Source organism: Mycobacterium sp., from assembly GCF_035570115.1.
Lineage (GTDB): Bacteria > Actinomycetota > Actinomycetes > Mycobacteriales > Mycobacteriaceae > Mycobacterium.
In genome coordinates this window covers 45,626-65,023 of sequence record NZ_DATMLH010000259.1, presented here as the reverse complement: position 1 = coordinate 65,023, position 19,398 = coordinate 45,626, and the positions used below count along the sequence as shown (strand labels likewise).

The window sequence follows — 19,398 nt, the reverse complement described above, 5'->3', positions numbered from 1 at the left end:
GAGGACGGGTTGATCGAACGGGTACTGTCCGAGGATGGATTGGCGGATCGGCTGCTGTCCGAGGGCGGTCTGATCGACAAGCTCACCGCCAAACATGGTCCGCTCGACCAGCTCGCCGACGTCGCCGACACACTGGCCCGGCTGACGCCGGGCATGGAGGCGTTGGAGCCCGCCATCTCCACCCTGCAGGACGCGGTCATGGCGCTCACCATGGTGGTGAATCCGCTGAGCAATATCGCCGACCGTATTCCGCTGCCCGGCCGCCGACCACGTCGCTCGCCTTCGCGTCCGGTGCCGTCGCAACGCATCATCGACAGCGAAGCGTGACCCATTAGGCTGGCACCCGATTTATCCGGCCTCCTTAGCTCAGTGGTAGAGCACTCGCCTTGTAAGCGAGCGGTCGTCAGTTCAATCCTGACAGGGGGCTCTGCATGAAGGAGTGCTCATGTTCTATCGCCGACTGGTGTGGGTGCTCGTCGCCTTGGCGGTGGCGATCATCGTGCCCGTCCAGGCTCATGCCGAGCCGCCGACGAAGTGTTTGACCAACACGCCCAAAGGCAAGCAGGTCTATGTTCCCTGCGATCTACTCAACGCCGGCGCCAACTTCCCGCCGGGGCAGCGGTGCCCTGGACCGCTCGATCAGTACCCGAAAGATGTGGCCGACTGGTGTGGCGAAGGGCCAGGCCTTGCGAGCCCCACGCCCACGAGTCCTACCAGCCCCGCGACTCCAACGAGCCCGACCACCCCATCGAACCTAACGCGCCCCCCGCCCACGAGTCCTGCGAGCCCGACGAGTCCGACGACTCCGGGCAGTAGACCGTGAGGGCGTCTTCCATGAAGTGGTCCACCTGAGGCGGCGCGGTAGAGCACTCGCCTTGTAAGCGAGCGGTCGTCAGTTCAATCCCGACCAGGGGGCTCCACAATGGGACTGCGATCTCAGTCTTTGATGACGTGATACATCCGGTACGAAAGCCTCCCGCGCTGCAGTTCGGGTACATCAGCGTGCCCGGCGCACCGGCGAATACGCGGCCGAAGGGCTGTAGGAACGCGGGTACGTTGTCGACTGTGCTCAGCATCCGTTGGGCGTCATATGACGGCGGTGCTCGCCACGTTACGTCCTCGCCGCGACAGTCACGTCCCCCTCTGGTCCGGGCAGTACACGGCGATGGCGTCCCTGATGAACTGCGCGGCCTGCGCACTCGTCAAACCCTGCCCTTCCAGTTCGCCGTAGAGGTCCCCGATGGCGGCCAGGTACGGGCCGGGCTGCGGACCGAAGCGAGGAATAAACACTCCGCTGCGAGGAAGATCAGCGTCGTTGCAGCGTTCATGCGCAAAGGCGATCATCTGATCCGGCGGCGGGCCGACAATCCCGTCTCTCGAGAGCAACGCCAGAAACTGGTCGTCGAGGGGGTCAGCGTGAGCGACCGCGGTCGCTAGCAGTAAGGCCGCCGCGGCGGCGAGGACGGGACGCAACGGACCAGCAGCCATGGTTGAGTGTGACACCAACGCCGACAAATCGCAGGTCATGCCGAATCCGTGGCCCTAGGCTGCTCCACTTGGCCCAGAGGGATCGTTGCCCATGACGTCGGCGAAGGTCGCGGCGAGCTCGGCGATCATCCGCTCGATTAGTCGATCGTCGTCGCGCGGATCGTAGTGGTCTGCCATGCTACGGCGGCCCAGGTAGGCGCCGGCGGCAATAGCCGACCACATCGTTATCGCCTGGCGAACGCGGCGGTTCTCCGCGGGGAGTCCCATCCGAACGGCGAGCGCCTGGCCCAGTACCCGCTTGCGGGCTAAGGACGCCTGCTTTCTCAGAGTCGAATTTGCGGTGACGACCTCCGCCATCGCAATCAAACGTTCACGTGTGATCACGCCACGGCCGTCGATGATCGCGGTTACCGCCTCGGTGGTGGCGATGAGCAGCGCCTGCTCTGGACTGGTTTCTGCCTCAACATCTTTGAGCGCGGCGGCGGTTGCGTGCAGGAGGTTATCGACGACGGACATAATGGCCGCGTCCGTTGTCGCGAAGTAGCGCGAGAAGTCAGCGGGCGTTACGCCCGCGGCGGCCGCGATCTGATCGATAGTCGTGGCCTCATACCCGCACCTGATACAGACGTTCAGGGTGGTATCGATAAGCCGCTCGCGGCAATCCTGCCCCACCACAGAGGGAATCTAGCAAATTATCCGTTCGGATCAGCCGACTTTCGACATGTCGGACGAGTGCTAATTCTTTGGGGCGGCACGGAAGTCGAGAGCATCGCGATGGAAGGCGTTAAACGCGGCGTAGCATCACTGACCGATCTGGAGACCGCGGCCGCACTCGAACAGTCACTGTCATAGCTAGGTTGGCGGCGAAGCCGATCGTAGGTTGGTCTCGCCATGAAAATGACGGTTCTCGGTAGCGGTGGATGGATTCCGACCAGCTCGCGGCAGACGAGCTGCTACCTGATTACCTCTGGCACGGAAGCGCTGGTGCTAGATGCCGGAACCGGTCTGGGCGCGCTGCACATCAACCCTGCACTGCTCGACGGCGTCGAGACGGTGATGGTGGTACTTAGCCACTTCCACCTCGATCACGTGACCGGGCTTGGCTTCGTCAGCGCGCGCGGACTGGGGGGACGCGAATTGACGATCGCCGGCCCGGGCTCGCTGTCCTATGGCCGACCAACCCGCTCGATCGTGGAGGATCAGCTTCTCGCCTCCCCTTTTCAGACCGCCTCGCCAGTGGCGCCCGCACGCTGGGCGGAGCTGGGCTGGGACAACTTGAGCTTCGCCGGTCATGAGGTCGAAACCTGGGAGCAGACCAGACACACCCTGCCCTCCGCGGGTTTCCGTGTTGGGGACCGTTTCGCCTACTGCACCGACACCGAATTCGACCCGGAAACCATCCGCCACGCGGCGGGCGTGACAACGCTGCTGCATGAAGCGTGGGAGCCCACGAACGCCGAACGTGGCCACACCTCCGGTGACGAGGCCGGCACCATCGCCGTAGAGGCCGGGGTGTCACGCCTCATGCTCACCCACAATCACCCCCTCCCCGGTGTGCCCGAGCGCACGGCGGCCGCCGCGCAGGCACGGTTCGCCGCCGCTAGGTCAGCCACTGACGGCGCGGTTTTGGACCTCTAGCTGCACGATCGTCGGGCCCTGACCACGAATTGGTCACAAACGGGCGCTTCTCTGTATCGAACCAGGCGACCTGCTGCGGAGTGTTGTCGCAGCTAGCGGCCGTTTCTATCCGACCTGTAGGCTTGCGCCTGTTACTTGGCTCACACCGCGTCGCACAGGAACCTGCCGCATACTAGACGCCAAGCACTATAAGTAGCCCGCGCAAACTGCAACCCGGGGGTCAAGCGCGGCACCCCCCTAGACAGTCGAGGTTGTGGTGGGAGACCTGCAGCGACCCAACGCTAAGCACCGCCATCGTGCGACGCCGGTAGCAGCCCGGCGCCGGTCGATCGCGCATGTCTTCTGGGCGCTGGTGGCGGTCTTCTTGGTGTCGGCGACCGGGTCGGCTTGGTACATGGCACACGGCATGCTGGGCGGAATCACCGTTTCGCAGGCCCTGGGTTCCGACGATCCGAAATCGAGCGGCGACGCGATGAACATCCTGCTCATCGGGCTCGACTCCCGGAAAGACCAAAACGGCGACGACTTGCCATGGGCCTTGCTCAAACACCTGCACGCCGGCGACTCCGACGACGGCGGCTACAACACCAACACCTTGATCCTTGCGCATGTCAGCGCCGACGACCGGGTGACCGCGTTCTCGATCCCCCGCGACGACTGGGTGAAGTTCTCCGGCGTGCCCGGCTACAACCACATCAAGATCAAAGAGGCCTACGGGCTCACCAAGCAGTACGTCGAGCAGAAACTCATCGACAAGGGTGTGAGCGACCAGAAAGAGCTGGAGACAAAGGGCCGCGAAGCCGGCCGCGCTGCGACGTTGAAGGCGGTGCGGAACCTGACCGGAGTGCCCATCGACCGCTTCGCCGAGGTCAATCTGGCCGGTTTCTACGACCTGACCCAGAGCCTGGGCGGCATCGACGTGTGCCTGAAGCACGCCGTGTACGACTCGTATTCCGGTGCCGACTTCCCGGCCGGACGGCAGACACTGGACGCCGAACAGGCACTTTCATTCGTCCGACAGCGGCACGGCCTGGAAAACGGTGACCTGGACCGCACGCACCGTCAGCAGGCTTTCCTTTCGTCAGTCATGGGCAAACTGCAGAATTCGGGCACGTTCACCAATATCGGCAGGCTGAAAAGCTTGATGGCGGTGGCGCGCAAAGACGTCGTCCTGTCGTCAGGCTGGGACGAAGACCAGTTCCGCCGGATGGGCGCGCTGGCCGGCAGTGGGATCCAATACCGAACGCTGCCGGTGGTTCGCTACGACAACATCGACGGTCAGGACGTCAACATCATCGACCCCGCCGCGATCAAGGAGGAGGTGACCTCCGCGTTCGGCGACTCCTCGTCGGCCACGACACTGCCCTCCTCCACCGAGCCGAGCCCGTCGACTGTGGTCGACGTGATCAACGCCAGCAACACCAGCGGGCTCGCCACCCGGCTGGCGCACACGCTCAAGAAAGACGGCTACACCACCGGTGCGATACGCGACCGCGTGCGCGGTGAACCCACCACCAGCACGATCGAGTACGCCCCCGGCGCCGAGACCGACGCACGCAGCCTGGCGACGGCGCTGGGCATCGATGCACCCGACAAACCGAATCGCTCGCTGGAATTCGGGCATGTCGAAGTTATTGTCGACGACAACTACTCGGTGCCGTCCGCGTCCCAGAACGAAACTTCGTCGACCTCGAGTGAGGACGAAACACCTTCGGCCTCAAGCCTTTCCGGCAGTTACGGTTACCACCAATCAACCACGGAAACCGACACCACCGAGCCGACCCCCGATCAGGGTGCACCGATCGACGGCGGCGGCGTGCCCTGCGTCAACTGAGCCCGGCGGCGTCTTTTCGTAGCAAGAACGCCAGCACGGCGCTCTCGAAGGCCTCTTTCGCCTCGATCATCGTCCAGTGACCGCAGTTGGGGAAGACGTGCAATTCGGCGTTGGGAATGGTGCGCATCGGGATCAACGCCATATCCAGCGGGCTCACCCGGTCGTCGCGGCCCCAGGTGATCAGCGTCGGCGCCTTGACCCGGTGCATCATCGCCCACGGCTGCGGCCCCTTTGACGTCTCCATGGCCTTGGTCAGCTGCGCGAAGGCTTCGCTGCTGTACATCCGCCGCGCCCCGGCCAGTGTCTGCGGGTCGGTGGCGTGAGTCCACCGCTCCTCGATGAGCTCCTCGGTCACCGTCGCCGGGTCGTAGACCATCGAATGCAGCCAGCGGATCAGCCGCTCCCGGGTGGGGTCGTCGGTGAACTCTTGCAGCAGCCGGATGCCTTCCGGCGGACCCGGACTCAGGATATTGCGGCCGATGCCGCCGATGGTGACCAGCCGATGCACCCGTTCGGGATGAGCAATCGCGAAGTTGAGCGCGACACCACCGCCCATCGAATTGCCGACGATGTCGACGCTGTCCAGGCCGAGCGCATCGACGAAGCGCACCAACGCATCCAGTGCGGTGACCATCGGGTGGCCGCCGAAATCGTCACTCACACCGAAGCCGGGGAACTCCAGGATCAGACACCGGAAGAATTCGGAGAACGCGCCCAGGACGCCGCGGAAGTTGCGCCATCCCGTCACGCCCGGGCCGGAGCCGTGCAACAGCAGTAGTGGCGGCCCCGTGTCGACCAGGCCTGCCTCGTGATAGCGCAGAACTCCTGCGTCGGTGGCGATTTCACGCAACGTGTCTTCGTACGTCGCGTTGGTCATTGGCGCCGTCATGCGTGCGTTCCACCGTCGACGCGGATCTCGGTACCGGTGATGAACGCGCCGTCGTCGGACACCAACATCGCGATGACGCCAGCGACGGCCGACGGATCTGCCATTCCGGCGCCGCTGGATTTCACCGTGGTCGGCATGATCGGCATCAGCCTGGTGAAAAGCGTCCAGTCCGCGTCTTGCGGGATGTATCCGGCGGTGGCATCGGTGAGTGCGGACTTGATACTGCCGGGTGCCACGCACACCGCGCGCAGTCCTTTGCTCGCGTATTCGAGCGCTAGCGCATGAGTGAAGGACTGAACCCCACCCTTGCTCGCCGAGTAGGCCGCCATGTACGGATGCGCGAACGACGCCGAAGTCGAGCTGAAGTTGACGATCGCACTGCGGGGATTTTGCAACAGCGTCGGCAACGCCTCGCGGACCACCAGAAAGGTCCCAGTCAAGTTGACCGCGATGATTTGGTTCCAGAGGTCCAAGCCCATCTGATCGGTGTGTGCGGCGCGCAGGATGCCGGCGGCGTTGACCAGCGAATCCAGGCCTCCCAACGTATCCACGGCCGTGCGCACACCGTCGACCACCGATCTCTCGTCGGCGACGTTCATTTCCAACGTGGCCAGCCGATCACCGGCGCCGATCTCCCCGGCCCGGGCGCGGGTCTTGTCCAACCCGTCGGCGGCGACGTCGGCGGCGACCACCGCGGCGCCCTCGTCCAGCAGGCGCAGCGCGGTGGCCTGCCCGATGCCCGAGGCGGCGCCGGTCACCAGTATCCGATTGTGTGCTAAGCGCTTCATCTGCACTCCTGTCTGGTATTACTGGCCCAAAACGTATTTCAGCGTCGGCCCGGCGGTCCAGCCGCCGTCGACGGCGATCTCGGCACCGGTGACATAAGTGGCGTCGTCAGACAGCAGATAACCCACCGCACCGGCGATCTCCTCCGCCACCGCGACCCGTCCCATCGGGGTGTTGGGATAGTTGCCTTCGCCGACCTGGATCCCGACATTGATGGTCATCGGGGTATAGGTCATGCCGGGGTGCACCGAGTTGACCCGAACGTGGTCGGAAGCCAGCTCGACGGCGGCGATCTTCGAGAGTCCCCGCACACCCCACTTCGAGGCGCCGTAGCCCGCGGTGAACGCCAGACCGAATAAACCGGCCGCAGAAGAGATATTGACGATCGACCCGCCGCCCGCCGAGCGCATCGGACTGATCACGGCCTGCAAACCGTTGAACACTCCGACCAGGTTCACCTCCATGACCATCCGGAAGTGCGCCACCGGCTCATGCTCAAGATACTGACCGGTCGACACTCCGGCGTTGTTCACCAGGCCGTTGAGCGTGCCGAACTCGGTAAGGGTGAACTGCACGGCATCCGCCCACTGCTCGGGATCGGTGACGTCGAGATGGGTGTAGCGCGCCTGCGCGCCGAGCTCATCGGCCAACCGCTTGCCCTCGTCGTCGAGCAGATCAGCGAGTACGACCTTGCCGCCGCGGCTGATGATGTGGCGTGCGAACGCCGCGCCGAGCCCGCCCGCGCCGCCGGTGATGATGACGACCTTGCCGGTCAGCTGTCCTGAATTGCCCGTCATATCAACAACTTCCTGTCGCTACCGAGTGGCCGCATGCCGGGCGCCGATGAAGCCAAACACCATCGCAGGTCCGATCGTGGCGCCGGCGCCGGCGTAGTCGTTGCCCATCACCGCGGCGGAGGTATTGCCGGTGGCGTAGAGGCCGTCGATGACCGTGCCGTCGGTCCGCAGCACCTGGCCGTTGGCGTTGTACACCAGTCCGCCTTTGGTGCCCAGGTCGCCGGCCTGGATGCGCGCCGCGTAGAAGGGCGCGCGGTCGATGACGTCCATCGTCGGTTGCGGCAGCGTCGGGTCACCGTAGTAGTTGTCATAGGCACTGTCTCCGCGCCCGAAGTCAAGGTCTTTGCCGTTGCGCGCGAATCCGTTGAACCGGTCTACGGTTTCGCGTAGCGACGATGTGGGCACGCCGATCGCCGCGGACAAAGCGTCGAGGGTGTCAGTCCGATGCATCGATCCTGACGTAAACCAGTCCCGGGGGAACGTCTGACCCGGCATCACCCCGCCGAACTGATAGCGGTTCTTGGCTTTCCGGTCGAAGACGAACCAGATTGGATCATGCCGGCCGGCAAGCTGCCGGTGCACGAACGTGACATACGGCGCCGCCTCGTTGACGAAGCGCCGGCCGGTCTGGTCCACGATGATCGAGCGGGGAATCGACCGTTCCGACACCAGCACGCTCATCACGCCGTCGGGTCGCTTGAACGCCGGCATCCACCAGGCGTCATCCATCAAATCGACTGCGCCGCCGATAGCCTGGCCTGCGGTGATCCCGTCGCCGGTGTTGTCGAGCGAACCGGCGCTGTAGTTGTCCTTGCCGCCGTCGTGAAGGAATCGCTTACGCATCTCGTTGTTCTGCTCGAATCCCCCGGTGGCCAGCAGCACACCGGTGCGCGCCCTGATCCGGATAGCAACACCGCCGCGATGGGCGCGTACCCCGACCACGGCTCCGGACTCGTCGGTGATCAGTGACTGTAGGGAAGTGTTGAGCCACAGCGGGATGCCCGCGTCCTTGACGGCCAGGCGCAGTCGTCCGATCAGCGCCCGACCAAGGGTGTCCATATGCCGCCGCAGCAGAACGCTTTTGGTGGCACGCCATACGGTGTGCATCGCGGCGCGGCGGCCCGACCAGGTGCGCATCACCATATTCAGCCGGGCGAATTCTTTTGAGGTGACGAAGAGCCCGCCAGGGGTGGCCAGCGCGGCGGGCCGCAGCCGCTTCTCGTCTTCGCCCAGCTTCTTCAGATCGAAGGGCAGCGGCTCGATCGTGCGCCCTCGAGCGCGTCCACCCGGCGCCTCCGGGTGGTAGTCCGAATACCCGGTGCACCACTGGAATCGCAGGTATGAGCTGGCGTGCTCGAGAAACTCCATGGCCGGCGGCCCGTTGTCGATGAACGCGTCGATGTTGGCCCCCGGTACCCGGTCGCCCACCACCGCATCGAGGTAGCTGCGGACGTCGGCCCGCGAATCCGCCAGGCCGACACGGCGCAGGGTCGGATTGTTCGGGATCCAGATGTTTCCCCCGGACAGCGCGGTGCTACCGCCGTAGACGCCGGCCTTTTCGATGATCAGGGTGTCCAGTCCGTGCGCGTCCGCGGTCAGGGCCGCGGTCAGGCCTCCACAGCCACTGCCGACGACAACGAAGTCGACCTGGTGATCCCAGGCTTCGCCCTGGTCTGCGACCGGCATGCGGTTAGGCAACCACACCTGGTGCGGCTCGGGGCGGGCGATTCCCGCCCAGCGGGACGATCCGGCACGAGGCGGTCACTTAGCCCGTACCGTCGGCGGTATGACCCGGACCGTCGATGTGGTGGTGGTAGGCGCGGGCTTCGCCGGGCTTTACGCGCTGCATCGGCTGCGCAGTGACGGCTTGACGGTACGGGTGTTTGAGGCCGCCGATGGGGTCGGCGGAGTGTGGTACTGGAACCGCTATCCGGGCGCGCGTTGCGATGTCGAAAGCGTCGACTACTCCTACTCCTTCGACGAACGGCTGCAGCAGGAGTGGGATTGGAGCGAGAAGTACGCAACCCAACCCGAGATCCTTCGGTATCTGAACCACGTCGCCGACCGGTTCAACCTGCGACGCGATATCACCTTTGGCGCGCAGGTCACCGACGCCGTCCTCGACGAGAACGCGCTTACCTGGCAAATCGGCACCAACACAGGCGAACTGGTGTCCGCTCGCTTTCTCGTGCTTGCCGTCGGACCGCTGTCGAACGCCAACATACCGGCGATCGACCGGCTGGAGTCGTTCAGCGGCGCCGTGTATCACACGGCGCACTGGCCGCACCAGGGCGTCGACTTCACCGGCCAGCGAGTCGGCGTCATCGGGACGGGATCGTCGGGCATTCAAGCGATTCCGTGTATTGCCGAACAGGCCAGTCAGCTGTACGTGTTCCAGCGCAGCGCCAACTACAGTATTCCCGCAGGCAACGTGCCGCTCGATGATGACACTCGACTCGCGCAGAAGGCCGGCTATGGCGAGCGCCGCCGGCTTTCGATGGCCAGCGGTGGCGGTTCACCGCATCAGCCGCACCCACTGCCGGCGCTGGAGCTGTCCGAGCAGGAGCGACAAGTTGCGTACGAGAAGCGTTGGAAGCTAGGCGGTGTGCTGTTCAGTAAGACATTTTCCGATCAGATGCTCAACATCGCCGCCAACGACACCGCCCGAGTCTTCTGGGAGCAGAAGATACGGGCTGTCGTCGACAATCCCCAGATCGCCGAATGGCTGATCCCGTCCGATCACCCGATCGGCACGAAACGGATTTGCACCGACGACAACTACTTCCAGACGTTCAACCGCGACAACGTCACGCTGGTCAACCTGCGGCTCACCCCGATTCTGCGGTTGAATAGCGCCGGCGTGATCACCTCTGCCGCCCACTACGACCTGGACGCTCTGGTGCTCGCAACCGGCTTCGACGCGATGACCGGATCGGTCGACAAGCTGAACATCGTGGGTCGCAGCGGTGAAACGCTGAACCGGGCGTGGGCGTCCGGCCCGGTCACCTACCTGGGGCTGGGCGTTCCCGGCTTTCCGAACCTGTTCAACGTCAGCGGCCCGGGCAGCCCGTCGGTATTGGCCAACATGGCGCTGCACTCCGAGCTGCACGTCGATTGGATTGCCGACGCGATCGGCTACCTGGATGCGCACGGTGCGCGCGGGCTGGAGGCGCGCCCGGATGCGGCCGCCGAGTGGGTCAACGACTGCGCTTGGCGGGCGGCGGGCAGTCTGATGCTGCGGGCGAACTCGTGGTACCTGGGTGCCAACGTCCCCGACAAACCGCGGGTGTTCATGCCGTTCGTCGGCGGGTTCGGGGTCTATGGACAGATCATCGCCGAGGTCGCCGCGGCCGGCTACAAGGGCTTCCAGGTCATCGGAGCGTGAGTACACCCCGCCGGTAAGTGTCCCGGTGAGCGGTCAGCGCGCATGCTGGGCACCCCGCCGGTTGTTAGCCTTGACCGGTGGGACCAGCGCAAACGCCAGACGAATCGGAGTTGCCCAATCTGCCGGCTACCAGTTGGGCGGTTTTGGGCATGCTCGCATTCGGTGAGGAGGTCTCCGGGTACGACCTCAAGAAGTGGGCGGATTGGAGCGTCGGCTACTTCTACTGGAGTCCGTCGTTCAGCCAGATCTACTCGGAGCTGAAGCGGCTGGAATCCCATGGCTACGCGACATCGCGGGTGCTGCACGATGGAGGGCTTCGCGGGCGACGGATCTACAAGATCACCCCATCGGGTCAAGACGCCGTCAGCAGGTGGGCCACCGAAACTCCGACGGATCCGCCAATGCTGAAACACGGTGTGCTGTTGCGGATTTGGCTCGGCCATCTGAACGAGCCGGATCGGTTGAAGGAGATTTTGCAAGAGCACATCGCCTACGTCGACAGAATGCGCCAGCGGGTGGCGACCGACGCCCAGGCTGCGGCGGAGGAACCGGCCTGGGCCTACCCACGGATCGCCATGCAATGGTCGGAGCGCTACTACGCGGCCGAGCGGGAGCTGGCGCTACAACTGATCAAAGACATCGACGAGGCCGAGGCGGTGCTCCAGCAGGGCAAGCGCGACGCGCACGGCGCCTTCCCGACGCCCCGACCGGGCCACTGGCGGGAAGTCGAAAAGCGGGTGCAAACAGACGAGCCCGACTCTCCCTAGCTCCGAGCCGGAGCGAGCCGTTTGAGGGCGAGCCCGCCTTCGAACGGCCGGTAGCCGAAGGCCGCCGGCGCCCGGTAGCCGGTGTCCTCGAGCGGCGTGTGCACCTCGGCGACCGTGGGTCCGATCGTCGCGGCGACGCGCGCCAGCGCGTCGAGGTCGAATCGGTATAGCCGACCAGCGTTGCCGCCCAGAATCTTTCGGCAGGCATCCTCCGACTTGTCGTGCAGGGCCCAGCGGATGGCCAACTTGGAGTGTGGTGTGAAGCCTTCCTCGTGGGGATAGTCGCTGCCCCACATGATGTGCTCCGGACCCATGAAATCGATCATCCCGGAGTCGAACGGTGCCAGCTCGCTGGCCAGATAGCAGTTCCGCTTGACGTATTCACTCGGTGTCATCGTCAGCTCGTCGACGGACGACCCGCCGAACATCCCGTAGGTGCGGTTGCCGGCCTCGGACTTCATGGTGGGTACCATGGCGTCAAGGATGCCCAGTTGCCCCGGCACCCACAGCGTGCCCTGTTCGGTCGGGACGAACCGCAGCGTCGGGTACCGCTCGAAGACCCCGGCCAGGATCAGGTGACCGAGCGTGCGCTGGGCCCAAATCGCCATCTCGGTGATCAGCACCGCGTTGGAGGCCGGCTGGTCCATCGGCATCTCGGGACTGCCGGCGCCAGCGTGCTGCACCACCGTCAGGTCCAGATCCGCGCAGAGTGCCCAGATCGGTTCGTAGCGGGTGTGGAAGAGCGGGGCGACCTGAGGGTCGCCCGGCGAGACCGGCGGGACGAGCACGCCGCCGAAGCAGTTCTGCTCGGCACCCCAGCGAATCTCCTCCATGGCCAGCTCGACATCGTTGGGAAAGATCTGGATCAACCCGCGGCGGCGGGTCGGGGCGAGCGAACAGAAGTCGATCTGCCAGCGGTTATGCGCCTGCACGCCCGCCCACCGCCTCTCGAACTCGTCGCGGGTTCGGGGCAGGCTGATGGTGATGTTGGGAGTGGTCGGGAAGAACGGTGGAACGGTGTTGGGCAGCAGCACCTCGGCGGCCACCCCGTCGGCGTCCATGTCGGCGATCCGGAGATCGCTGTCCCAGTTCCGATTGGCGGTGGCGATGATCAGGTCGTCGAACGGGCTGACATAGGTCTGCGCCCATGCATCGAACTCGTCGTGCAGGACCGCCGGCAAATACTGTTTGTAGTCGCCGATATCGGCCCCGGCGTGGGTATCCGTCGAGATGACGACATACCGATCGATCGTGTCCCAGCTTGCGGCCATGGTGTCCTCCGTTGGTGCGTATCAAATGCCAGCCTCCTCGGTTGACCCGAGCAGCGGCAAGACTTCATTCCAGTGAGCGGGATAGCAGCGCGGAAACGTCGGCCCACGCTTGGTTTCGCGCTCGGGTGCAGATACCCAGGCCGGCCATCGTCATGAAGCCGTGGATCGCGCCCTCGTAATCGCGGTGAATCGTCGGAACTCCTGCAGCGACAAGTGCTTTCGCGTAACCGCCGCCCTCCGAGCACAGCGGGTCACACCCGGCGGTGACCACCACCGCGGGCGGCAGACCGGTCAGCCGGGCCCGCAGCGGCGAGGCGTAGGGATGGCTGCGGTCCGCGAGTCTCGGAACGTATTGATCCCAGTACCAGGCCATCGCGGCAGCGGTGTTGTAGTAGCCCACACCGAAGCGTTGGTAGGACGCCGTGCCGAAATCCGCGGCGATCACCGGATACACCAGCACCTGGCCTGCGATTGCGGGCCAGTCGCGGTCGCGGGCCATGAGGGCGGTCACCGCGGCCAGGTTGCCGCCGGCGCTGTCACCGGCAACCAGCAGGCGGCCCGGGTCGGCGCCAAGCGCTCCGGCCTGTTGCGTCGCCCAGTCCGCGACGGCGTAGACATCCTCGGCTGCTGCCGGCCATGGTGATTCGGGTGCCAGCCGGTAGTCGACAGACACAACGACCGCGCCGATACCGTTCGTCATCGCGCGGCACAATTCGTCGTGGGAATTCAGATCGCAAAACACAAACCCACCGCCATGCGCGAAGACGACGACGGGCACGGGCCCGGACGTCGCGGAAGACACGGTCGGCCAGTAGATCCGCACGGCGATGTCGCCCGCCGGGGAGGGCACCGTCCGGTCTGCAACGGCACCAACTGGCGCGGGACGCGGCGGCGGCACCGCACGCTCGCGGATCACGGCGCGCAGTCGCGGCCCGGTCATCGTCTCGACACGCGGGAAGTAACGGTTGAGCGCCGGTAGCAGCGTGGCGATCTCCGCGTCGAGGATCACGCGTACTGCAAGGTGCGGACCGGGGTCGGGTGCAGCCCACGGGGCTGCTGCAGGATGGGCTGTACGCGGACGCCGCCGCCGTCGTCGAAGTTGCGCCAAATGCCCAATGCCGTCGTCCGCACCGGTCCAGCCAGCCGATGGTCGAAGGCCATCCGATCGAGCGGACCGCACAGCGAAACCGCGGCAATAGGCTCGGCGCCCTGGCCGACGTCACCGATCGGCGCAGCGACACAACCGAATCCGGTGACCGACTCTCCTCGTTCGTAGGCGACCCCGCGGGCGCGTATTGCTTTCAACTCGTCGGCCAGCTGACGCCGGGTGGAAACCGAGTACTTGGTCTTGCGGGTCAACAGGTCGACATCGAAGTCGTCGAGCCGGCTCGGCTCCGAGAACGCGAGCAGGGCCTTACCGACCGCCGTGCAGTGCGCGGGCTGGCGGCCGCCGACGCGGGACGGAACCGCGGCGCCGAACGCGCCCGCGATCTTTTCCAGGTAGACCACATCTACGCCGTCGAGAACGGCCAGATGCACGACCAGACCGGTGGCCCGATGCAGCTCGTGCAGAAACGGTTGCGCGGCCCGGTGTAATCGGTCCTGGTGCACCGCAAGCGATCCCAGCTCAACCAACCGCATGCCCAGCTCGTAGTCGCGGCCCTGGCGTCGGAGCCAGCGCAGATGGACCAGCCGCTCGAGCAATCGGTGCGCCGACGAGCGCGGCAGGCCGGTGCGGCGCACGACCTGAGCCAGGGATAGCCGGCCGGGCCCGTCGAAGGCGTCCAGCACTAGGGACACGCGATCGATCACGGCGCTTGGGGTACAGGCTTCGGCCTGGGCTGGCATGAGTTCCTCCTGCGCCTGATATTTCTATTAGGTATATGCCTATTCATAGCATACTGTGGCGCCGCTCACAACCATGCCGAGTAGACGCAAAAGCACCCGACACGCCGGGGCGTGCGGGCCTTTGCTGGGGGTACCTCCCGCTTGCGGGGGACTGTTCAAGCAGGTTGCGCAGGTTAGGCAGTGGCGGCGGACCGGCCGGCGCGGCGGCCGTAGAAGCTGCCGTCGCCCAAAGAGATGCCGCTGGCATATCCCCAGGCGGCCAGTCCGGCGGTAGCTCGTCCGGCGGCGAACAGGCCTGGGATCGGTTCGCCGCTGACGTGTAGCACCTCGGCGGCCAGTGTCGTGTGCAGCCCGCCGAGCGTGAAGCCGCCGGTGTTGCGCCGCAGGTCGATGGCGCCCACCGGGGTGCCGATCGGGCGCAGCCACTCCGGTTTCTTGTGCAGCAGCGGATCGTCACCCCGCGCGGCGCCGTCGTTGTAGGCCGCCACCGTCGCCTGCAGTGAGCCGGGCGGCAGGCCCATCTCGGTCTCCAGGTCGGTCACGCTCTCGCAGACCCAGGTCGGCGGTCGCAGCAGGAAAGGGGTCGCCGACCGCGCCGCCATCGCCTGCTCGTGCGCCTCGGCATCGAGCACCAGGAAAGCGGTGTCGTCCTGCTGGTAAAGCGTCAGCTGCCCGATGCGCCCCGGGTAGGTGTCCTCGGCTACGTAGCGCTGTCCCCGACCGTTGACCAGGATGCCGCGCACGATCAGCTGCGGGTCGACCAGGAAAGCCACCTCGGTGGCGTCCATGTGAGCCAGGTCGGCCCCGAGTGCCTGCGCCAGCTGGATCGCAATTCCGTCGTGCTCTTCGATAGCGGCAGCCGGACGGCCGGCGATCCGCGGCGCGTACCGCGCCACCATCGACTCGTTGTAGGCGAAGCTGCCGGTGGCCAGTACGACCCCGCGCCGCGCCGACACCGCCAGCTCTTTGCCGTATTGGCGAGCGATGATCCCGACCACCCGCCCGTCGCTCTCGACGACCAGTCGCTGCACCCGGGTATCCAGGATGCTTTGCACGCCCAGCGCGGTGGCGGTGTCCACCAGCGGCTTCATCAGCATGTAGCCGCCGCCCTTTTCCCCGGTTCGCTTACCCTGCATCTGCGGCACATGCCCACGCGGCGCGGGACTGGCGATCTGGTTGAACGGGAACGCGTTCTCGCCACCGGTGTACATCAGCCCGTCGTCATCGGGCGGTTCCCAGCCCGGCTCACCCCAGAAGCTCGGCTTGAACGGCACGCCGCAGTCCACCAGCCATTCGAAATGCTCGAGGCTGCCGGCGCAGTAGTCGGCGATCCGGTCTTCGTCGGCGCCCGGACCCATCGCCGCGCACAGAAAGGTGCGCATGTTGTCGACGGAATCTTCGAAGCCACAGGCTTTTTGAATCGGCGTACCGCCACCGAGATAAACAAATCCGCCGGCCAGCGCGGCGGCGCCGCCCCAGCCGCCGGTGCGCTCCAACACCACCACCTCGGCGCCCGCCCGCGCGGCCTCGATCGCCGCGGACACGCCGGCAATGCCGTATCCGGCGATCACCACATCAGCCTGGACATCCCAGTTTGCGACATCGCGAGCGTCGACCGGCGCGACCGGGGCGGTCACATTGCCGCCAGCGGTTGGCTGCCGGACCAGTCGTGGCCCCAGTAGCTGTCGGCCGTGATCTCCTCAGCCGTGTAGTACGTTTCGTCGACTTTCAAACCGTCGGTACCGAATTCGACATCCCATCCGCCAGGCGCCCGGACGTAGAACGAGACCATCTTGTCGTTGGTGTGCCGACCGAGCGTCGAGGATAACGAAAACCCCTTTTGCGCAACGCGATCCAGGGCGCGGCCGACGGCGTCCAACGAGTCGACCTCGACCATGATGTGCACCACGCCTGGCGCCCCGCCATGCGGCGCGGGACACAACGCCAGGGTGTGGTGGCGCTCGTTGACGCCGAAGAACCGGATTCGCAGCGGGCCGAACTCCGGCGGGGCGGGCAGTCGCATCGCGCCACGCGGCATGAAACCCAGCACCTCGCTGTAGAAAGCAAACGCGCCGGCAGGATCCATCGTTGGCAACACCACATGACCCAAGCCCTGCGTTCCGGTCACGAACGTCGAGCCGAAGGGCGTCAGCACCGGACTGTGATCGAGCGCCGGGCCGAAGAACACCTCGGTCGTGGTGCCGGTCGGGTCGGTAAAAGAGATGACGTCCTCAACCCGGCGGGCCTCGGCTTCCTCCACCGACAACGGCTTGACGGCGACACCGGCGTGCTCGAGTGACTCCCGAACCCGTTGCAACGCCGCGCCGTCGCGCACCTCCCAGCCGACGTGCACGACCTGATCGCTATCACCCGGGACGACGATGATGCGCGCGAAGCGCTCGTCCATCCGCAAGTACAGCGCGTGTGGGTCGGGTCCGTTGCCCTGCGCGAAGCCCAGCACGTCGAAGGCGAATGTGCGCCAGCGGTCGATGTCGCTGGTCTGGATCGTGATGTAACCCAGGCTCTTGATGTCGGTCATGCTCAGATCATCGCGCGCAAGGACTCGGCGGGCTCGAGACCCATCGAACTCAACGCGGCGGCGTGGTAGACGGTGCTTGGCACATGGATCGCGTGGTTGAGCCCTACGTGTACATCGCGCCAGAAGCGTTGCAACGGTTTGTCCATCCGCGCCGCGTTTCCGCCCGAGCGCGCGAAGATCTGGTCCACCGCCATCGTCGCCCGCCATGCCGCTCGGATCTGGGTGCGCCGGCCCACGGCCCGCTCCTCGAACGAGACCTCACGCCCGGACTCCACGATGTCCCACATCTTGTCAACATTCGCCAGCAGCTCCTGACGGGCGGCGTTGATATCGGAGGCCGCCTCACTGATCGCGAACAACACATAGGGGTCGTCCTTGATCGCGGTGCCCTGTGCGCCCACTCGACCGCGCTGGTAGTCAAGATGGGCGGCCAGCGCTCCTTCGGCGATACCGATCACCGCGGCGGTGATGCCGAGCGGAAACATATTCGACCATGGCATCTTGTACAGCGATTCGGTGACACCGGCTTCCTTTTGCGCGGTGCCGTCGATGACCTGGTCGCCGTTCATCACGCGGTAGGACGGCACGAAGGCGTCGCGGACGATGATGTCCTTGGAGCCGGTTCCCTTCAGCCCCACCACATTCCACGAGTCGTCGACGATCTGGTAGTCGCTGCGGGGCAGGATCATGTGCAGCATGGTCGGTGGGTCGGCGATGCTGCCGTCGGGATTGCCCAGCATGGCGCCGAGGAAGATCCAGTCGCAGTGGTCGGTGCCGGAACTGAACTGCCAGCGGCCGTTGAACAGATAGCCGCCGTCAGTCGGGACGGCGATGCCGGTCGGCGCATACGGCGAGGCCATCCAGGTGTTATCGTCGGCGCCCCAGACCTCCTCGCGCACTCTGGGGTCGGCGAAGGCCAGCTGCCACGGGTGTACGCCCACGACGCCGCAGATCCACCCCGCCGCACCGTCCAGCGACGCCACGGCCATCACCGTCTCGGCGAATTCCCTTGGGTGAGACTCGAATCCACCGTACTGCTTGGGCTGCAGCAGCTTGATCGGTCCGGCCGCTTTGAGCAACTTCGCGGTGTCGTCGGGCAGGCGACCGATTCGTTCGGCTTCAGCGCCCTGATCTCGCAGCCGGTCGGCGATTTCGGCGATGTTGTCGATTACCCGTCGGGCCATGATGTCTTCCTGTCCTAGGCTGAGACTCTCCATGGTGGACCGGCTTTAGCCCCGCGGCGGGGCGCCGTCCCGGTCAGTGGACAGGTTTGGCGGATCGCGAGCGAACTCAGACCACTCCTCGTAGCCCGTCGGCGCCGAACACCGGTTCCAACATTGCGGTGAAGTCCGGGCCGCGTCGCAGCAAGTGCCCGCCGTCGACGTTGATGATTTGGCCGGTGATCCAGCCGGCCGCGTCGCTCAGCAAGAACATCGCCGCGTTGGCGATGTCTTCCACCTCACCTACCCGCGGCAGCGGCGTGCAGACCCGGTAGTCCTCACTCAGTTCCGGCGAGTCCGTGATCGGGGCGACCATGTCGGTGCGGATCAGGCCCGGTCGGATGCTGTTGACTCGCACCCAGGATGGGCCCAGTTCGTCGGCGGCCAGCATCATCAGATGGTCGAGGCCGGATTTGGTCACCCCGTAGGCCCCGAACCACCGATGGGTATTGCTGGCAGCGATCGAGGAAATGCCGACGAACGACCCGCCTCCGCCACGCACCAGTTCGCGAGCGGCGTGCTTGAGCACATACATGGTGCCGTTGAGGTTGAGGTCGACGGTGCGTCGCCAGGCCTCCGAGTCGATCTGCGTGATCGGCCCGATGGTCTGCGATCCGCCCGCGCAATGCACCACGCCATACAACCGGCCGTGCCATGCGGTGGCGGCGTCGACGGCGCGCGCGACCTCGTCTTCGTTGGTCACATCGGTCGGCTCATATCGGATCGCACCACCGCTCGCCTTGGCCGACTCGATCTCCTCGACGGTGGCCGCCAACCGGTCCGCATTACGGCCGACGATCATGACCGAGGCCCCGGCGGCTACCAGCCCGGCGGCCACCCCTTTGCCGATTCCACTACCACCGCCGGTGACCAAATAGGTCCGGTCTTCAAATGACAGCTGCACGCCAGCCCCTTATGCCGGAATTAGAACAGGTT

At 65.6% G+C, this 19,398-nt stretch carries 18 protein-coding genes, 2 tRNA genes and 1 pseudogene; 7 read left to right on the top strand and 14 right to left on the bottom strand.

The window, feature by feature from the left end; all coding sequences use genetic code 11:
- Both VNW74_RS24620 and VNW74_RS24615 read left to right on the top strand, forming a co-directional pair.
- Nucleotides 1-327, top strand: a pseudogene (locus VNW74_RS24620) (hypothetical protein); the annotation flags it as partial.
- Nucleotides 328-355: 28 nt separating this feature from the next.
- Nucleotides 356-427 (top strand) — tRNA-Thr (locus tag VNW74_RS24615).
- 283 nt (nucleotides 428-710) lie between these two features.
- On the opposite strand, the gene VNW74_RS24610 is transcribed toward VNW74_RS24615, so the two are convergent.
- Nucleotides 711-836: a hypothetical protein gene (locus VNW74_RS24610; RefSeq protein ID WP_325681691.1), complete on the bottom strand. Its 126-nt coding sequence runs from the start codon at nucleotides 834-836 to the stop codon at nucleotides 711-713.
- Between the two features lie 8 nt (nucleotides 837-844).
- On the opposite strand from VNW74_RS24610, the gene VNW74_RS24605 reads away from it, so the two are divergent.
- Nucleotides 845-916 (top strand) — tRNA-Thr (locus VNW74_RS24605).
- A gap of 215 nt (nucleotides 917-1,131) precedes the next feature.
- On the opposite strand, the gene VNW74_RS24600 is transcribed toward VNW74_RS24605, so the two are convergent.
- Together VNW74_RS24600 and VNW74_RS24595 are read right to left on the bottom strand one after the other, a co-directional pair.
- Nucleotides 1,132-1,527, bottom strand: a complete 396-nt coding sequence (locus tag VNW74_RS24600; protein ID WP_325681689.1) for a DUF732 domain-containing protein — start codon at nucleotides 1,525-1,527, stop codon at nucleotides 1,132-1,134.
- A 15-nt stretch (nucleotides 1,528-1,542) separates the two neighbouring features.
- Nucleotides 1,543-2,163, bottom strand: coding sequence for a TetR/AcrR family transcriptional regulator (locus tag VNW74_RS24595; protein ID WP_325681687.1), 621 nt, complete (start codon nucleotides 2,161-2,163; stop codon nucleotides 1,543-1,545).
- 216 nt (nucleotides 2,164-2,379) lie between these two features.
- Here VNW74_RS24595 and VNW74_RS24590 point away from each other — a divergent pair, with 216 nt between their 5' ends.
- Together VNW74_RS24590 and VNW74_RS24585 are read left to right on the top strand one after the other, a co-directional pair.
- Nucleotides 2,380-3,126: an MBL fold metallo-hydrolase gene (locus VNW74_RS24590; RefSeq protein ID WP_325681685.1), complete on the top strand. Its 747-nt coding sequence runs from the start codon at nucleotides 2,380-2,382 to the stop codon at nucleotides 3,124-3,126.
- A 265-nt stretch (nucleotides 3,127-3,391) separates the two neighbouring features.
- A complete protein-coding gene (locus VNW74_RS24585; RefSeq protein WP_414686764.1) occupies nucleotides 3,392-4,960 on the top strand; it encodes an LCP family protein in 1,569 nt (522 codons plus the stop codon).
- Here the strand turns inward: VNW74_RS24585 and VNW74_RS24580 are convergent.
- From VNW74_RS24580 to VNW74_RS24565, 4 genes are read right to left on the bottom strand one after another with little or no spacing between them, the layout of a single operon-like run.
- Nucleotides 4,953-5,837 (bottom strand): alpha/beta fold hydrolase, encoded by an 885-nt coding sequence (locus VNW74_RS24580; protein WP_325681683.1) that lies wholly within the window; start codon nucleotides 5,835-5,837, stop codon nucleotides 4,953-4,955. The genes VNW74_RS24585 and VNW74_RS24580 overlap by 8 nt on opposite strands.
- A gap of 8 nt (nucleotides 5,838-5,845) precedes the next feature.
- Nucleotides 5,846-6,637, bottom strand: coding sequence for an SDR family NAD(P)-dependent oxidoreductase (locus tag VNW74_RS24575; protein ID WP_325681681.1), 792 nt, complete (start codon nucleotides 6,635-6,637; stop codon nucleotides 5,846-5,848).
- An 18-nt stretch (nucleotides 6,638-6,655) separates the two neighbouring features.
- The gene (locus VNW74_RS24570; RefSeq protein ID WP_325681679.1) at nucleotides 6,656-7,432 is read right to left on the bottom strand and encodes an SDR family oxidoreductase; all 777 of its coding nucleotides are present in this window, start codon (nucleotides 7,430-7,432) and stop codon (nucleotides 6,656-6,658) included.
- 18 nt (nucleotides 7,433-7,450) lie between these two features.
- On the bottom strand, nucleotides 7,451-9,118 hold the full coding sequence (locus VNW74_RS24565; RefSeq protein ID WP_325681677.1) for an FAD-binding protein: 1,668 nt from the start codon (nucleotides 9,116-9,118) through the stop codon (nucleotides 7,451-7,453).
- 100 nt (nucleotides 9,119-9,218) lie between these two features.
- Between VNW74_RS24565 and VNW74_RS24560 the strand changes: the two genes are divergently transcribed.
- Both VNW74_RS24560 and VNW74_RS24555 read left to right on the top strand, forming a co-directional pair.
- Nucleotides 9,219-10,817 (top strand): NAD(P)/FAD-dependent oxidoreductase, encoded by a 1,599-nt coding sequence (locus tag VNW74_RS24560; RefSeq protein ID WP_325681675.1) that lies wholly within the window; start codon nucleotides 9,219-9,221, stop codon nucleotides 10,815-10,817.
- Between the two features lie 149 nt (nucleotides 10,818-10,966).
- Nucleotides 10,967-11,584 carry a PadR family transcriptional regulator gene (locus VNW74_RS24555; RefSeq protein WP_325681695.1) on the top strand — a complete coding sequence of 206 codons (618 nt, stop codon included), beginning with the start codon at nucleotides 10,967-10,969 and terminating at the stop codon, nucleotides 11,582-11,584.
- On the opposite strand, the gene VNW74_RS24550 is transcribed toward VNW74_RS24555, so the two are convergent.
- The 7 genes from VNW74_RS24550 to VNW74_RS24520 all read right to left on the bottom strand — a co-directional run bounded on the left by VNW74_RS24550 (nucleotide 11,581) and on the right by VNW74_RS24520 (nucleotide 19,366).
- Nucleotides 11,581-12,855 carry an amidohydrolase family protein gene (locus tag VNW74_RS24550; RefSeq protein WP_325681673.1) on the bottom strand — a complete coding sequence of 425 codons (1,275 nt, stop codon included), beginning with the start codon at nucleotides 12,853-12,855 and terminating at the stop codon, nucleotides 11,581-11,583. The two genes, VNW74_RS24555 and VNW74_RS24550, sit on opposite strands and share 4 nt — an antisense overlap.
- A 64-nt stretch (nucleotides 12,856-12,919) precedes the next feature.
- A complete protein-coding gene (locus VNW74_RS24545) occupies nucleotides 12,920-13,864 on the bottom strand; it encodes an alpha/beta hydrolase (protein WP_325681671.1) in 945 nt (314 codons plus the stop codon).
- Nucleotides 13,861-14,703 carry an IclR family transcriptional regulator gene (locus VNW74_RS24540; RefSeq protein ID WP_325681669.1) on the bottom strand — a complete coding sequence of 281 codons (843 nt, stop codon included), beginning with the start codon at nucleotides 14,701-14,703 and terminating at the stop codon, nucleotides 13,861-13,863. The genes VNW74_RS24545 and VNW74_RS24540 overlap by 4 nt, the downstream gene beginning before the upstream one ends.
- A 173-nt stretch (nucleotides 14,704-14,876) precedes the next feature.
- On the bottom strand, nucleotides 14,877-16,340 hold the full coding sequence (locus tag VNW74_RS24535; protein ID WP_325681667.1) for an FAD-dependent oxidoreductase: 1,464 nt from the start codon (nucleotides 16,338-16,340) through the stop codon (nucleotides 14,877-14,879).
- Nucleotides 16,337-17,242, bottom strand: coding sequence for a biphenyl-2,3-diol 1,2-dioxygenase (gene bphC, locus VNW74_RS24530; protein ID WP_325681666.1), 906 nt, complete (start codon nucleotides 17,240-17,242; stop codon nucleotides 16,337-16,339). The genes VNW74_RS24535 and bphC overlap by 4 nt, the downstream gene beginning before the upstream one ends.
- A 2-nt stretch (nucleotides 17,243-17,244) precedes the next feature.
- Nucleotides 17,245-18,426, bottom strand: a complete 1,182-nt coding sequence (locus VNW74_RS24525; protein ID WP_325681664.1) for a hydroxylase — start codon at nucleotides 18,424-18,426, stop codon at nucleotides 17,245-17,247.
- Between the two features lie 106 nt (nucleotides 18,427-18,532).
- Entirely contained in the window at nucleotides 18,533-19,366 is an 834-nt protein-coding gene (locus VNW74_RS24520) for an SDR family oxidoreductase (RefSeq protein WP_325681662.1), read from the bottom strand.
- Nucleotides 19,367-19,398: the final 32 nt, after the last annotated feature.